This window comes from Pseudomonas sp. AC172, from assembly GCF_979258595.1.
Map to the genome: position 1 here is coordinate 63841 of NZ_OZ409868.1, position 15870 is coordinate 79710.

The 15870-nt window shown below is 59.3% G+C and carries 14 protein-coding genes; 11 read left to right on the forward strand and 3 right to left on the reverse strand.

Annotated elements, in window-relative coordinates:
- Positions 1–83: 83 nt before the first annotated feature.
- The 7 genes from xerD to ACZ0A4_RS00335 all read left to right on the forward strand — a co-directional run bounded on the left by xerD (position 84) and on the right by ACZ0A4_RS00335 (position 7388).
- Positions 84–980 (forward strand): site-specific tyrosine recombinase XerD, encoded by an 897-nt coding sequence (xerD, locus tag ACZ0A4_RS00305; protein ID WP_463572605.1) that lies wholly within the window; start codon positions 84–86, stop codon positions 978–980.
- Between the two features lie 255 nt (positions 981–1235).
- Positions 1236–1967: a bifunctional protein-disulfide isomerase/oxidoreductase DsbC gene (dsbC, locus tag ACZ0A4_RS00310; RefSeq protein WP_007908974.1), complete on the forward strand. Its 732-nt coding sequence runs from the start codon at positions 1236–1238 to the stop codon at positions 1965–1967.
- Between the two features lie 131 nt (positions 1968–2098).
- The gene (locus ACZ0A4_RS00315) at positions 2099–3403 is read left to right on the forward strand and encodes a homoserine dehydrogenase (RefSeq protein ID WP_007908972.1); all 1305 of its coding nucleotides are present in this window, start codon (positions 2099–2101) and stop codon (positions 3401–3403) included.
- A gap of 109 nt (positions 3404–3512) precedes the next feature.
- Positions 3513–4922: a threonine synthase gene (thrC, locus tag ACZ0A4_RS00320; protein WP_463572606.1), complete on the forward strand. Its 1410-nt coding sequence runs from the start codon at positions 3513–3515 to the stop codon at positions 4920–4922.
- 120 nt (positions 4923–5042) lie between these two features.
- Positions 5043–6416 carry a transporter substrate-binding domain-containing protein gene (locus ACZ0A4_RS00325; RefSeq protein WP_463572607.1) on the forward strand — a complete coding sequence of 458 codons (1374 nt, stop codon included), beginning with the start codon at positions 5043–5045 and terminating at the stop codon, positions 6414–6416.
- Between the two features lie 116 nt (positions 6417–6532).
- Positions 6533–6940, forward strand: coding sequence for a response regulator (locus ACZ0A4_RS00330; protein ID WP_463572609.1), 408 nt, complete (start codon positions 6533–6535; stop codon positions 6938–6940).
- Positions 6941–7106: 166 nt separating this feature from the next.
- The gene (locus ACZ0A4_RS00335) at positions 7107–7388 is read left to right on the forward strand and encodes a DUF3509 domain-containing protein (protein ID WP_122598066.1); all 282 of its coding nucleotides are present in this window, start codon (positions 7107–7109) and stop codon (positions 7386–7388) included.
- 176 nt (positions 7389–7564) lie between these two features.
- Here ACZ0A4_RS00335 and ACZ0A4_RS00340 read toward each other — a convergent pair whose 3' ends face one another.
- A complete protein-coding gene (locus tag ACZ0A4_RS00340; protein ID WP_463572611.1) occupies positions 7565–8545 on the reverse strand; it encodes a TIGR02285 family protein in 981 nt (326 codons plus the stop codon).
- Complete coding sequence (locus ACZ0A4_RS00345) at positions 8472–9671, reverse strand: CaiB/BaiF CoA transferase family protein (RefSeq protein ID WP_463572612.1); 1200 nt, start codon at positions 9669–9671, stop codon at positions 8472–8474. Before ACZ0A4_RS00345 ends, ACZ0A4_RS00340 begins: the two co-directional genes overlap by 74 nt.
- A 146-nt stretch (positions 9672–9817) precedes the next feature.
- On the opposite strand from ACZ0A4_RS00345, the gene ACZ0A4_RS00350 reads away from it, so the two are divergent.
- The 3 genes from ACZ0A4_RS00350 to ACZ0A4_RS00360 all read left to right on the forward strand — a co-directional run bounded on the left by ACZ0A4_RS00350 (position 9818) and on the right by ACZ0A4_RS00360 (position 13516).
- Complete coding sequence (locus tag ACZ0A4_RS00350; RefSeq protein ID WP_007908961.1) at positions 9818–10360, forward strand: YaeQ family protein; 543 nt, start codon at positions 9818–9820, stop codon at positions 10358–10360.
- A 55-nt stretch (positions 10361–10415) separates the two neighbouring features.
- A complete protein-coding gene (gene recJ, locus ACZ0A4_RS00355; RefSeq protein WP_463572613.1) occupies positions 10416–12125 on the forward strand; it encodes a single-stranded-DNA-specific exonuclease RecJ in 1710 nt (569 codons plus the stop codon).
- Positions 12126–12409: 284 nt separating this feature from the next.
- Positions 12410–13516, forward strand: coding sequence for an NADH:flavin oxidoreductase/NADH oxidase (locus ACZ0A4_RS00360; RefSeq protein WP_150792447.1), 1107 nt, complete (start codon positions 12410–12412; stop codon positions 13514–13516).
- 111 nt (positions 13517–13627) lie between these two features.
- On the opposite strand, the gene ACZ0A4_RS00365 is transcribed toward ACZ0A4_RS00360, so the two are convergent.
- Complete coding sequence (locus tag ACZ0A4_RS00365; protein WP_116028700.1) at positions 13628–15256, reverse strand: glucan biosynthesis protein D; 1629 nt, start codon at positions 15254–15256, stop codon at positions 13628–13630.
- A gap of 400 nt (positions 15257–15656) precedes the next feature.
- On the opposite strand from ACZ0A4_RS00365, the gene ACZ0A4_RS00370 reads away from it, so the two are divergent.
- Entirely contained in the window at positions 15657–15842 is a 186-nt protein-coding gene (locus tag ACZ0A4_RS00370) for a hypothetical protein (RefSeq protein WP_007908956.1), read from the forward strand.
- Positions 15843–15870: the final 28 nt, after the last annotated feature.

Sequence of the window (15870 nt, forward strand, 5' to 3'; positions counted from 1 at the left end):
CGGGCTATGAAAGACTAGCGCCCATTCCTACAGTTCACTCTACATTTGCGCACAGTCCATGAGGCTGTGTGTCTTGAGCGCCCATGCCTGCTATCGACAATCCACTGATTGACCAATTCCTCGACGCGTTATGGCTGGAAAAAGGCCTGTCCGACAACACCCGTGGCGCCTATCGAAGCGATCTGGCGCTGTTCAATGGCTGGCTGCAGGAGAAAAACCTGGAGCTGATCAACGCCGGCCGTGAGCTGATCCTCGATCATCTGGCCTGGCGCCTGGAGCAGAATTACAAACCGCGTTCCACGGCGAGATTTCTCTCCGGTGTGCGTGGCTTTTATCGCTATCTTCTGCGGGAAAAGATGATCATCGTTGACCCGACCTTGCGCGTGGATATGCCGCAACTGGGTCGGCCGTTGCCCAAATCCTTGTCGGAAGCCGACGTCGAGGCGCTGCTCAAGGCACCCGATCTGAGCGAAGCCATCGGCCAGCGTGATCGCGCCATGCTTGAGGTGTTGTACGCCTGCGGTTTGCGGGTGACCGAACTGGTCAGCCTGACACTGGAACAGGTCAATCTGCGCCAGGGCGTGCTGCGGGTGATGGGCAAGGGCAGCAAGGAACGGCTGGTGCCGATGGGCGAGGAGGCGATTGTCTGGATCGAGCGCTACATGCGTGACGGTCGCGGCGAATTGCTCGGTGGCCGCCCCAGCGATGTACTGTTCCCCAGTCAGCGCGGCGAGCAGATGACCCGCCAAACCTTCTGGCACCGGATCAAGCATCAGGCCAAGGTCGCCGGGATCGGCAAGTCACTGTCGCCGCATACCTTACGTCATGCGTTTGCCACACACCTGCTCAACCACGGCGCGGATTTGCGTGTGGTGCAGATGCTGCTCGGCCACAGCGACCTTTCCACCACGCAGATCTACACCCACGTCGCCCGCGCCCGTTTGCAGGATCTGCACGCCAAACACCACCCGCGCGGCTGAACAAGAATTCCTGTGGGAGCGAGCCTGCTCGCGAAGAGGGCGTGTCAGTCAGCGTTCATTTAGCTGACACACCGCTTTGGCGAGCAGGCTCGCTCCCACAAGGATCTGTGCAGTCCTGAAAGTGTGGCGACAGGCGCATTCGGCCACCGTGGGCTTATGTGTTAGGCTTTGCCGGTTTGCACGATGGACGGTTATGACCCGGTGTTCCGGCACGGGCGTTCTGATCGTTCCATTTGTCCGCCTTCAGGAGTTCTCATGCGTCTGACCCAGATTTTCGCCGCCGCAGCCATTGCGTTGGTCAGCACCTTTGCCGTCGCCGATGACGCGGCCGACAAAGCCATTCGTCAAAGCCTGGAAAAACTCGAACTCGAGGTTCCGGTCGAAAGCATCAGCGCCAGCCCGTTGCCGGGCATGTACGAAGTCAAGCTCAAGGGCAGCCGCGTGCTATACGCCAGCGCCGATGGCCAGTACATCGTGCAGGGCTACCTGTTCCAGCTCAAGGACGGCAAACCGGTCAACCTGACCGAGAAGACCGAACGCCTGGGCATCTCCAAACTGATCAACGCTATCCCGGTGGCCGAAACCGTGGTGTACCCGGCCGTGGGGGAGACCAAATCGCACATCACCGTGTTCACCGATACCACCTGCCCGTACTGCCACAAGCTGCACGCCGAAGTGCCTGAGCTGAACAAGCGCGGCATCGAAGTGCGTTATGTCGCGTTCCCGCGCCAGGGTTTGAACTCGCCGGGTGACGAGCAACTGCAAGCCGTGTGGTGCTCGAAAGACAAGAAAGCGGCCATGGACAAAATGGTCGATGGCAAGGAAATCAAGGCCGCCAAGTGCGATAACCCGGTTTCCAAACAGTTCGCCCTCGGTCAGTCGATCGGCGTGAACGGCACACCGGCCATCGTTTTGGCTGACGGACAAGTGATTCCGGGCTACCAGCCTGCGCCACAAGTCGCCAAACTGGCGCTGGGCGCGAAGTAAATTCGCATCGTCACGGTCAGCCGTGACGATCATGGTCCGGCAGCCACATTGCCGGGCCATTAATAGAGAGCCGCGAGCACGCGGTTGTTTTCCGGCCGACCCCGCGTCGGCCGTTTTATGGGGAGTTCACAGTGAATCCGGTCAAAGTAGGCATCTGTGGGTTAGGGACCGTCGGTGGCGGTACCTTCAACGTACTTCAGCGCAACGCCGAGGAAATTGCTCGTCGTGCCGGGCGTGGAATCGAAGTGGCACAAATTGCCATGCGCACGCCAAAGCCTCAGTTCCAGACGACCGGTATTGCGATTACCAACGATGTCTTCGAAGTGGCCACGAACCCTGAGATCGACATCGTCATAGAGCTGATGGGCGGCTACACCGTTGCCCGCGAGCTGGTACTCAAGGCCATCGAGAATGGCAAGCATGTGGTCACCGCGAACAAGGCTCTGATTGCCGTTCACGGTAATGAAATTTTCGCCAAGGCTCGCGAGAAAGGCGTGATCGTGGCGTTCGAAGCGGCCGTGGCCGGTGGCATTCCGGTGATCAAGGCGATCCGTGAAGGCCTGTCCGCCAACCGCATCAACTGGGTGGCCGGGATCATCAACGGTACCGGTAACTTCATCCTCACCGAAATGCGCGAGAAGGGCCGTACCTTCGAAGACGTGCTGGCCGAAGCTCAGGCACTGGGTTACGCCGAAGCCGATCCGACCTTCGACGTTGAAGGCATCGACGCGGCGCACAAGCTGACGATTCTGGCCTCCATCGCCTTCGGTATTCCGCTGCAATTCGACAAGGCTTACACCGAAGGCATTACCAAGCTGACCACCGCTGACGTCAACTACGCCGAAGCGCTCGGCTACCGCATCAAGCACCTCGGCGTGGCGCGCAGCACTGCCGCCGGCATCGAGTTGCGCGTGCACCCGACGTTGATCCCGGCTGATCGCCTGATCGCCAACGTCAACGGGGTGATGAACGCGGTAATGGTCAACGGTGACGCCGCAGGTTCGACGCTGTTCTACGGCGCTGGCGCCGGCATGGAGCCAACCGCTTCGTCGGTGATCGCCGATCTGGTCGACGTAGTTCGCGCCATGACCTCCGACCCGGAGAACCGCGTGCCGCACCTGGCCTTCCAGCCGGACTCGCTGTCGGCCCACCCGATCCTGCCGATCGAAGCCTGTGAAAGCGCTTACTACTTGCGCATTCAAGCCAAGGACCATCCGGGCGTACTGGCTCAGGTGGCGAGCATCCTCTCGGAGCGCGGCATCAACATCGAGTCGATCATGCAGAAGGAAGTCGAGGAACACGACGGTCTGGTGCCAATGATCCTGCTGACCCACCGCGTTGTCGAGCAGCGCATCAACGATGCCATTGCCGCCCTCGAAGCGCTGGCCGGCGTCAATGGTCCGGTTGTACGGATCCGCGTCGAGCACCTGAACTAAACAGAAGCAGCTGCAAGCTTCGAGCTGCAAGCGGCAAGAGAAAAGCGGTTTGGCTTTTACTTGCAGCTTGTAGCTCATAGCTTGAAGCTCAAACCGAAGGTTTGAAATCATGCGTTATATCAGTACCCGCGGCCAGGCACCGGCCCTGAATTTCGAAGACGTCCTGCTGGCCGGTCTCGCGACCGACGGCGGTCTGTACGTTCCGGAAAACCTGCCACGTTTCACCCAGGAAGAAATCGCTTCCTGGGCCGGCCTGCCGTATCACGAACTGGCTTTCCGTGTCATGCGCCCGTTCGTCACCGGCAGCATTCCGGACGCCGATTTCAAAAAGATTCTCGAAGAAACCTACGGCGTGTTCTCGCACAGCGCCGTGGCGCCGCTGCGTCAGCTGAACGGTAACGAATGGGTGCTGGAGCTGTTTCACGGCCCGACCCTGGCGTTCAAGGACTTCGCCCTGCAACTGCTCGGTCGTCTGCTCGACTACGTGCTGGAAAAGCGCGGCGAGCGCGTAGTGATCGTCGGCGCCACCTCCGGTGACACCGGTTCGGCTGCTATCGAAGGCTGCAAGCACTGCGAAAACGTCGACATCTTCATCCTGCACCCGCACAACCGCGTGTCCGAAGTGCAGCGCCGGCAGATGACGACGATTTTCGGCGAGAACATCCATAACATCGCCATCGAAGGCAACTTCGATGACTGCCAGGAAATGGTCAAGAACAGCTTCGCTGACCAGAGCTTCCTCAAAGGCACGCGCCTGGTCGCAGTGAACTCGATCAACTGGGCGCGGATCATGGCCCAGATCGTTTATTACTTCCATGCGTCCCTGCAGTTGGGCGGCCCGGCGCGTTCGGTGTCGTTCTCGGTGCCTACCGGCAACTTCGGCGACATCTTCGCCGGTTACCTGGCGCGCAACATGGGCCTGCCGATCAACCAGTTGATCGTCGCCACCAACCGCAACGACATCCTGCACCGCTTCATGAGCGGCAATCAGTACGTCAAGGAAACCCTGCACGCCACGCTGTCGCCGTCGATGGACATCATGGTCTCGTCGAACTTCGAACGCCTGCTGTTCGACCTGCACGGTCGCAACGGCGCAGCGATTGCCGGCCTGATGGACTCGTTCAAGCAGGGCGGCGGTTTCAGCGTCGAACAAGAGCGCTGGACTGAAGCGCGCAAACTGTTTGACTCACTGGCCGTGGACGATGCGCAGACCTGCGAAACCATCGCCGAAGTTTACGAGCAGACCGGCGAAGTGCTGGATCCGCATACCGCCATCGGCGTCAAGGCTGCACGCGAATGCCGTCGTAGCCTCGATATCCCGATGGTGATTCTCGGCACCGCGCACCCGGTGAAATTCCCGGATGCGGTGGAGAAAGCCGGTGTAGGAAAAGCGCTCGAACTACCTGCACATCTTTCTGATTTGTTTGAGCGAAACGAGCGTTGCACCGTTCTGCCAAACGAGCTGAAAGCCGTGCAAGCCTTTGTCAGCCAGCATGGCAACCGCGGCAAGCCGCTTTAAGCCACCAAAAGCTGTCACATTTTGAAGCCCGTCTCCTGACGGGCTTTTTTGTTTGTGCTGCCACACTGCTCGGGTTTTCACCCACGAAGGACGGGTGAGTCGATCACGAAGGAAGTGGCAATGCTGTTTTATAGAGGTTTGAAACCGGCACTGGGTGTGTTGTTTATGTTCGGATTATTGGCGTTGGTGCGCTGCAGCGTGGCGGCGCAACTGGCGCTGCACGACGATGCCGGGGGGGCCAGAATCCAGCCCATCGAACTGGCTGCACACGAGCGTCAATGGATTCGCGACAACCCCAAAGTGACGGTGACGTCGGTGCAGTATCCGTTGTATCTGTTTCAGGATGAGCACGGGCAGTGGAGCGGCTTGAACAACGACGTGCTCAAGCGCGTGACGGCGATGACCGGGCTGCAGTTTGTGCATCAGGAGTCTTTTTCCACCGATCACATGCTTGAACGTCTGGAGAGCGGAGCGGCCGATATCAGTACGACCCTGGCCATGAGCGAGGAGCGCAAGGCATTCCTGGATTACAGCCACGCGTTCGGTGGTGCGGGCTGGGTGTTTGTCGGCCGCGCTGACGCACCTCGGCTGGATGCCTTCGAGCAGTTGAGCAAACGGGTGCTGGTGCTACCGGCCCGGCATGCGCTGGAAGACATGATCAGGCGTGACTTTCCCTCAATCGAGATTCGCTCTGTCAAGACCTACGCCGAAGCGCGGGCGCTGGTTGAAAGCGGTGAGGCCTACGCCACCATCGAAAACGAAATTGGCGCGCAGCTTTACCCGCTGGGTTTGCTCAAGGTCGGCGGTCTCGTCGAAGGCAAATGGGAGGCGGATAACCTGGCCGTGCGCAAAGGCATGCCAGTGCTGCTGAGTATTCTCAACAAGGCCCTTGAGGCGTTTCCCGCAGCCGAATTGCGGGCGATCCGCCTGAAATGGCTGGAAGGTATTGCACCGGCGCCCGTACCCTCAGTCTGGCAGCAGATGCTTGAATGGGGTTGCTGGGGCATGGGCGGGCTTGGCGTGTTCGGTCTGTTGTCGTTGATATGGAATCGGCGTCTGACCGCCGTGATCAAACTGCGGCGCGCGGCGGAAAAGGATCTGGGCGATCAACTGGCATTTCAGCATGCATTGATCGACTCCATGCCGGATCCTGTGTTCGTCCGTGATCTGCAAGGGCGGCTGATCATGTGCAACCGCAGTTATGAGGAGGCGCTCTCGGTTCGACTGGATCAGGTGCTGGGGCGGCTGCTGATTGAAGTCAACGCGTTGCCCGAAGCCACGGCGCTGATGTTGCACGACGAGTTCATGATGCAATTGCGCACGCGCAAGTCGCGCTTCAGCAAGCGACGATTGCAATTCAACAACGGCCCCCGCGAGGTCTATCAGTGGACGGTGCCGTTCTACAGTGCCGACGGCAAATTGCGTGGGCTCTTGGGCGGCTGGACGGACATCACCCAGCGTCGCGCAGAGAGCGGGTGCCGATGTCCGCATTGAAGATGGGAAATGTCCTATACGACGCGGCTACTTTTCCGATGGGAGGCTTAGGACGGCTGCCCTAGAGTGACAACCACTGCGGTGAGAATCCGCGATTGTCGCTTCAGAGGTCGCTCATGCGCTCGCTTAAAGTCCTGATACTTGAACCCAATCCGTTCCAGCTGATGGCATTGCATCAAATGCTCAATGCCATTGGTATCTATGACGTACTGACGGCGCCGTCGCTGGCCTCGGCCCTGTCTTCACTGGGCCATCGCGGCGTGGTCGATATCGCCATTTGCGATCCGCAGCTCAAGGGCGGCGATGGCCTGGCGCTGATCCATCATCTGGCGATTCAGCAGGAGGCACGCGCGCTGATCCTGCTGGGAACGGTCGCGCCAAGCCTGCTGAACGATCTTGAACCCTTGCTGAGCGAACACAGAATGCGGCTGTTGGGCCGCCTGCAAACCCCGGTGTCGGCCGTACTGATGCGCGGTTTGCTCGACAGCTACCTGATCGCCGCGTCGCCATCCGTGCGGGTTTGACGGGGACGGTTATTTTTCTGTCATCTTCGCCGTGCATGCTCTGACAGACCGGTGACACTCCAGGAACGGGGCAGTCGGTATGCAGAACTTTCTTCTCGGGCCGGTGGTCATTTATTGTGAACACGCCCCAGGCACACAGTTTTCGGACTATTGAGTGGAGATCGAGATGGAAAGTATCAGTCTATTGCTCGGTGAGGCTCTGAGCCCGTATCAGGTTTCGTTGTCTCCAAGCGGTTCCCATGGCGAATGCCTGGTGACCTTGAAGAACAGTCACGGCGCCATCGTGGTGGAACGCGAATTCAATCAGGCACAGTTGACCGACAAGCGCCAGTTGACCGATGTCGTCGACGGTTTGCATCGCGACGTTCTGATCGCTGAAGGACGGCTGGAGCCTTGTGTGATCGCGGCCTTGCGCAACGCAGCACTGGACAAACGTGCGGCGCTGTAAAGATGAAATATTTTTTGTGGGAACCTTCCTGCATCCCTGTCAGTCAGACCACGTAACAGCAGGATCAAGCATTGTGCTCCGGTGCTTGTCGCTTGCTGCTACGGGTCTTTTTATAGGCCACGTTTAACCCCGAGTCGTCTCCCCACTTCTCGGGGTTTCTTTTGTCCGGCGTTTGCTTATTGCGCGGCCTGATGTTCGAAAAACCTGCGGGCTTCCTGCAGATAATCCTCACGTCTGTCAGGATCCAGCCATGCAGCGTAGAGCTGATTCAGGTGTTCATGCGGCAGGGTGCGCAGCAGATGATTGATCTCGCTGATCGCCTGACGGCCTTGCGTGGTGTCGGAACAGGCGACGTAGCCTGACAAATACTTTCCGTTGCCCTGAATCGGATAGAACTCCAGTTCATCTTCATTGATCTGTGCCTGTTTCGCCTGATAGCGAATCTCCGGCCAATAGCCCAACACCACCTGCAACCGACCGAGGCGCTGCATCGACAGAAGATTGCTCAGCGCATCGTTGCCGTAATGCGCCGTCAGCGCACCGCTGGGCGCTTGATGCAAAAGGGTGTCGATGAACTCGCCGTAGCTGCGTTCCGCCACCACACCGACTTTGCGCTCCGTAGCGGCCAGCAGCGCCGACAGATCCACTTCACCGTCGACCAGATACGGTTCGAGCACCGAGCGATCTTGCTGGCGCACCACCAGGCCGTTGCTCACGGCGCGAATCGCGGGGATCGAATACGCCACCCACTGCGCGCGCTCCTTGTTCCACAGCAGCGCGGGGTCACAGGCAAACGGGTTTTCATGGAGCATCTGCAGACCACGGGCGCGATTGACCCGCATCAGCGTGTGTTCGTATTGCGGCATGCCGGCGATCAACAACGGCATCAGTTGGTCGATCACGCCCTGGCCCTTTTTCGGGCCTTCGAAAATGGTCAGTGGCGGCAAGTCGCGCAGCAGCCAGATCAACGTCGGTTTAGCCTGCGCCTCGGTCGACACTGCGAGCAAAAACAATAAGCCAAATAGCCGCCACGTCCACCAATGGTGGGCGCGGTTGGCGTGCGATGTCTGCCGGTGTTTCAGCTTAAATGGCTCCGTCTTCGCGCAGCTTGGCGATCTGTCTCTCGTCGTAGCCAAGGTCGTGAAGTACCTGCGCATTGTGTTCACCCAGTTGCGGTCCGACCCATTCTGAACTGCCCGGTGTCTCAGAGAGTTTCGGCACGATGCCCGGCATCTTGAAATCTTTGCCGTCGGGCAGCTTGGCGTGCAGGAACATCTCTCGGGCCAGGTACTGCGGATCGTTGAACATGTCCTCGGCACTGAAGATCCGGCTGGCCGGGACATCGGCCTGATTGAGCAGGTCGAGCACGCTTTGCAGCGGCAGCGAATGGACCCAGCGATCAATCACGCCATACAGTTCGTCGCGGCGATTATCGCGCCCGTCGTTGCTGGCCAGTGTCGGATCATTGGCCAGGTCTTCGCGGCCGATGATCAGCATGAAGCGTTTGAAGATCGCGTCACCATTGGCGCCGATCTGCACATGCTTGCCGTCAGCGCTGGTGTGAATCGAAGAGGGCGTGATGCCGGGCATGATGTTGCCGGTGCGCTCGCGGATAAAACCGAACACGTCGAATTCCGGCACCATGCTTTCCATCATTGCGAAAATCGCTTCATACAGCGCCACATCGACTACTTGGCCGAGACCACCGTTGACCTCGCGATGACGCAGGGCCATCAGCGCACCGATCACGCCCCACAGCGCGGCTATCGAATCGCCGATGGAAATGCCGGTGCGCACCGGCGGTCGGTCCTCGAAACCAGTGATGTAGCGCAAACCGCCCATGGACTCCCCCACAGCACCGAAGCCCGGCTGATCCTTCATCGGCCCGGTCTGGCCGAAACCGGACAGACGCACCATCACCAGTTTCGGGTTCAAGGCGTGCAGGGTTTCCCAGCTCAGGCCAAGCTTTTCCAGTACGCCGGGGCGGAAGTTCTCGATGAGGATGTCGGCTTCGCTGAGCAGTTTTTTCAGGATCGCCAAGCCGTCAGGGTGTTTGAGGTTTAGCGTCAGCGACTTTTTGTTGCGCGCCTGGACAAACCACCACAGCGACGTGCCTTCGTACAGTTTTCGCCATTTCCGTAGGGGATCACCGCCGTCTGGCGACTCGATCTTGATCACTTCGGCACCGAACTCGCCGCAAATGCGCGAGGCAAACGGCCCGGCAATCAATGTACCCAATTCAATGACTTTCAGACCCGAGAGCGGTTTGCTGGTGAACGGCATGCGAAATCCTGTAGGGCAAGGCTGAACGGATACAGCGTTTTAACATAGCCGGCTGTCAGACGCCGCAGGTTGATCGCCATCAATTCGATGATTGCCTACCGCATCGGTTAGACTTGCCGACTTTCCTCGTATCAAGAAGCCCGTTCATGGCCCAGCCGTCCACTACCTACAAGTTTGAACTGAACCTCACCGACCTCGACCGCAGTGTCTACGAGAGCGTCAAGCAGACCATCGCCCGTCACCCTTCGGAAACCGAAGAGCGCATGACCGTGCGACTGCTGGCCTACGCGCTCTGGTACAACGAGCAGTTGTCGTTTGGCCGTGGTCTGTCAGACGTGGACGAACCTGCGCTGTGGGAAAAGAGCCTGGATGATCGTGTTCTGCACTGGATCGAAGTCGGCCAGCCAGACGCCGATCGTCTGACCTGGTGCTCGCGTCGTACCGAACGCACCAGCCTGCTCGCCTACGGCAGCCTGCGCGTTTGGGAAACCAAGGTGATCCCGGCGATCAAGAATCTGAAAAACGTCAACATCGCTGCGGTTCCGCAAGAAGTGCTGGAAACCCTGGCCAAGGACATGCCCCGCGTTATCAAGTGGGACGTGATGATCAGCGAAGGGACGATCTTCGTCACCGACGATCGTGGTCAGCACGAAGTCCAGTTGCAATGGCTGCAAGGTGAGCGCGGCTGATCCCGCGTCACCACCGCAATAATCCCACGTAATCAAGAGAAGTCTCCGTCACCCCATGCGTATCGAACCTCGTCAACTGCCTGCCACTCTGCCTTTTCTCGGTGATCTGCCGCCGCTGCTGACCCGCTTGTACGCGGCGCGGGGCGTGCAGTCCGAGGCGGAGCTGGACAAGAGCCTGGCGCGATTGATTCCGTTCCAGCAACTCAAGGGCATTGATGCGGCTGTGGACCTGCTGGTGACGGCGCTGGAGCAACGCCAGCGCATTCTTATCGTCGGCGACTTCGATGCGGACGGCGCGACGGCCAGCACCGTTGGCATGCTCGGCTTGCGTTTGCTCGGTGCAGCGCATGTTGATTATCTGGTGCCGAACCGTTTCGAATATGGCTATGGCCTGACCCCGGAAATTGTCGAGGTCGCACTGACCCGCGAACCGCAATTGCTGATCACCGTCGACAACGGCATCTCCAGTGTCGAAGGCGTGGCAGCAGCCAAGCGTGCGGGCCTGAAAGTCTTGATCACCGACCACCACTTGCCCGGCGATGAACTGCCACTGGCCGATGCGCTGGTTAACCCGAACCAGCCCGGTTGCGAATTTCCGAGCAAGGCGCTGGCTGGCGTCGGGGTGATTTTCTACGTGTTGATGGCGTTGCGCGCGCGTTTGCGCAGCCTCGGCTGGTACGAGAGCAAGCCGCAACCGAACATCGGTGAACTGCTTGATCTGGTAGCGCTGGGCAGCGTCGCTGACGTGGTGCCGCTGGACGCCAACAACCGGATTCTGGTGCATCAGGGCCTCGAACGAATTCGCGCCGGTCGCGCACGGCCGGGGATCAAAGCGATTCTTGAAGTGGCCAAGCGTGACGCTGCACGCATTACATCCACCGATCTCGGTTTCATCGTCGGCCCGCGCCTGAATGCTGCCGGACGGCTGGATGACATGAGCCTGGGCATCGAATGCCTGCTCACCGCCGACGCCAATCAGGCCCGGGAAATGGCCGCACAACTGGACGGCATGAACCAGGATCGTAAATCCATCGAGCAGGGCATGCAGCGTGAAGCGTTGGCGCAGCTCAAGGACTTGCCGGTCGAGTCGATGCCGTTTGGTTTGTGCCTGTTCGATCCCGAGTGGCACCAAGGCGTCATCGGCATCCTCGCCTCACGTATGAAAGAGCGTTATTTCCGTCCGACCATTGCCTTTGCCGATGCGGGCGATGGTTTGCTCAAGGGCTCGGGGCGTTCGGTGCAAGGCTTCCACATTCGTGATGCCTTGAGCGTGGTAGCGGCGCAGCATCCAAACCTGATCGCCAAGTACGGTGGCCACGCGATGGCGGCCGGTCTGACCTTGCCGCAGGAGAATTTTCCGCTGTTCGCCGAGGCTTTTGACGCTGAAGTGCGTAGGCAACTTCGCGAAGAAGACCTCACCGGACGCATGCTGACCGATGGCACGCTGGCGGTTGAAGAGTTCCACCTCGAACTGGCGCGCGCCCTGCGCCACGCCGGGCCTTGGGGACAGCACTTTCCGGAGCCGCTGTTTCATGGGGTGTTTCAGTTGGTTGAGCAGCGCGTGGTTGGCGAGCGGCACCTCAAAGTGGTGCTGAAGAGCGAATGTGGCTCGGTAAAACTGGATGGCATTGCGTTTGGCGTTGATCGCGATATCTGGCCGAATCCGACGATTCAGTGGGTTGAGCTGGCTTATAAGCTCGACGTTAACGAGTTTCGGGGCAATGAGACCGTTCAATTGATGATTGCCCACATCGAACCGCGTTGACGCCATTCGCGAGCAGGCTCGCTCCCACATTTTGGAATGCATTCCCCTGTGGGAGCGACGGTGCGACGATTCGACTTGCTCGCGAAAGCGTCCGTTCACACACTGAATCACTCTGAACCCTCCCTCATCCCCGGTTGTCGACTAGGCTCTAAGCACTGCTTGATTGGCCTTGTGACGTCTTGTCGAATTTTTTGCCCGCGGGGGCGGGTGCTGCACTTTTCCTGTCACTCGTCGACTATTCAAACAGAACCCTGGAGCCTGCCCACTGATTTGAGAGGTGCCCCATGAGTCTGCTGCTTGAACCCTTCACCCTGCGCCAACTGACCCTGCCCAACCGCATTGCCGTCTCACCGATGTGCCAATACTCCAGCGTCGACGGCCTGGCCAACGACTGGCACCTGGTACACCTCGGCAGCCGCGCCGTGGGCGGTGCGGGTCTGGTATTTACCGAAGCCACAGCCGTCACGGCCGACGGGCGGATCACCGCCGAAGACCTGGGCCTGTGGAACGACGAACAGATCGAACCGCTGCAACGCATCACCCGCTTCATCACGTCCCAAGGCGCAGTCGCCGGCATTCAATTAGCCCACGCCGGGCGCAAGGCCAGCACCCATCGGCCGTGGATCGGCAAGCACGGCAGCGTCAAACCCGATGATGGCGGCTGGACCCCGGTCGGGCCGTCGCCGATTGCCTTTGATCCGCAACACACGCAACCGAAACAGCTGGATGAGGGGCAAATCGCCGACGTCATTCAGGCGTTTGTCGATGCCGCAAAACGAGCGTTGACGGCAGGTTTCAGCGTGGTTGAGGTGCATGCCGCGCACGGTTATCTGTTGCATCAGTTTCTTTCGCCGCTGAGCAATCAACGGCGGGATCAGTACGGTGGTTCTTTTGAAAATCGTATTCGTCTGGTGCTGCAAGTCACTGAAGCGGTGAGAGCGGTCTGGCCAGAGGAGTTGCCGGTGTTTGTCCGCGTGTCGGCCACTGACTGGGTTGAGGATGGCTGGAACCCGGATGAAACCGTGGAGCTGGCGCGACGCCTGCACACCTTGGGCGCGGACCTGATCGATGTGTCGTCGGGTGGGACGGCGGCCAACGCGGAAATTCCGGTCGGGCCGGGTTATCAGACGCGCTTCGCCGAACGTGTGCGCAAAGAGTCAGGCATCGCCACCGGCACTGTGGGAATGATTACCGAGCCGGCGCAGGCCGAGCACATTCTGCGCACCTGTCAGGCCGACATCATCTTCCTCGCCCGGGAGCTGCTGCGTGATCCGTACTGGCCGCTGCATGCCGACGATGATCTGGGGGGGCGCAAAGCGGTGTGGCCGGCGCAGTATCAGCGTGCGACGCATCGGGATCAGCCGATTCATGAGTCTGATTTGCGCGATTAAGTCAGTCGAGATAAAGCAAAAAGCCCCGGTCAGTGATGGCCGGGGCTTTTTTCGTCTGGTTGTTCTTTGTTGCCATGCCAGCGATGAGGCCTGTGCAGGCGCCTCAAATCATCAAGGGTACTTACGCTTGTCCGGCGCCGGCGGGAAATACTGGTACAACCAGGTCTCGCTCAACGTGCGGTCATTGGTGCGAATAAACAACCGCAGCTCCACCGGCTCCACGCTGTCATTGGTCGGGTACCAGTCAAACAGAATCCGGTAACCCTTGATGTCATCCAGCACCAGCACGCTGAAATCCTGCACTTTACCGTTCGAGCACGTCACCACCGGCTCGATCCCGGTGCCCTGCGGCAGACGATCCAGACCGCCACCGGTAAAGTCCACAGCAAAGCGACGCGCCCACACCGGCGGATAATGCTCGCCCGGGGCCCAGCCTTCGACGAAACCACCCATGCCGGAACGGGTCGCCTGCACTCGCGCCAACGGCGTACTCACCGGCGGCAGAGCGCTCCAGTAAAGCTTGTAGCCGTAGTTCAGCGAATCCCCGGCAGCCACCGGTTTTTTCGGTGTCCAGAACGCCACGATGTTGTCGAGAGTCTCGCCAGTGGTAGGAATTTCCAGCAGATCGATAGAGCCTTCGCCCCACGCCGTGGTCGGTTCGACCCAAAGGCTCGGACGCTTGCTGTACCAGTCGACAGTGTCCTGATAATTGGCGAACTCGTGGTCGGTCTGTACCAGACCAAAACCTTTTGGATCGGTGTCGGCAAACGCATTGAATTGCAGGGTCGCCGGGTTGTTCAGCGGACGGCAGATCCACTCGCCGTTGCCGCGCCACATCGCCAGACGATCCGAGTCGTGGATCTGCGGGTGGATGGTGTCGCACATGCGGCGCTCGTGAGTGCCGCAACTGAACATACTGGTCATCGGCGAGATGCCCAATTGCTCGATCGCCGTGCGCGCATTGATGTGTGCATCGACTTCCATCACCACGCGCTCGGCCTGGCAGTCGATGTCGAAACGGTAAGCACCAGTGGCACTCGGCGAATCGAGCAGGGCATACACCACAAATCGGGTGGCGTTCTTGTCCGGTGTCTCGAACCAGAACTTGGTGAAGTCAGGAAATTCTTCGCGTTTCTTCGCGTACGTGTCGATCGCCAGGCCGCGCGCCGAGAGGCCATATTGGCCAGTGGCGTCTACCGCACGAAAATAGCTGGCGCCGAGGAACGACAACACATCGTGACGATCCAGCTCCGGCGCTTTGAACAGCTTGAAGCCGGCAAAACCGAGGTCACCCTTGAGCTGCTGGGTGTCGACTGAAGTGTTTTCATAGTTGAACAGTGCCGGGCGGAAATGCACTTCGCGGGCAGTGCGCGTCTTGGCGTCGACGCTGTACATGCGCACCGGCTGACGGAACCCCATGCCGACGTGGAAGAACTGCACGTCCAGCTGACCCTTGTTTTCCTTCCACAGCGAATGCTCGCCGTCGTAGCGGATCGCGTTGAAGTTCTGCGGGGTCATGGTCGCCAGGGTTGGCGGCAGCACCTGTTTGGTGTCCTGATAGGCGCTGCCAGCCAGTTGCTTGGCCTGGCGCTTCAGCGCTTCGAAGTCGAAGGCCTGAGCCTCGCCATCGGCGGCGCCGCCATTGGCCGCCCACGCACGGCTGGCCAGCAGGCCAGTGGCCGAAAGACCGGTGTAAGCCGCAATGGCCATGGACGCTTTGAGCAAATTCCTGCGGTGCATAAATACAACCTGTCGTGTGCAATCCCGCGCCGTTCCTGGCACGTGCTGGATCAGAAATAACGGTTCGGACAAGCCTTCGGCCAAACGCAACGGACTATTAACAGATGCCCGCTAGCTTAAACGGTTCGCTCGCAATGCAAAATTCGTTGATTCACCGCGCCAGTGTGTCAATGAAACAAGACATGTCGGTTAAAAATCTGACAGCGCGTTCTGATTTACACGGCATATCTGCTTTTTTCGACTAATTACTCTAAAAACCGCTTTTCAGCGTCGATTTAATTTCTATTCTATGGGCATGACCGGTGCGACCCATCTGACCGGTAGGGCACACGGCGCTGCTGTAAGGGGCAGGGCGATGTGGTGGTTTAGCAATTCTTTGAAGTATTGAAGGACATCGTCCATGGCAAAAATACAAGGGATCACCGACATGCTGGGCATCTTTCCCTGCCTGGGCAGCGGCCGCAAAAGGCGTCGGCTCAGCTCTGACGAAGTGAAGCTGGTTGAGCGATATCGGGAGCTTTCGGAGAATGACCGGATTGCGATGCGGTATCTGGTGGATGCGATGCGGAGTGTTTCGCGGTTTTGAGTGGAAATAAAAAGGGGCGGACTGAAAG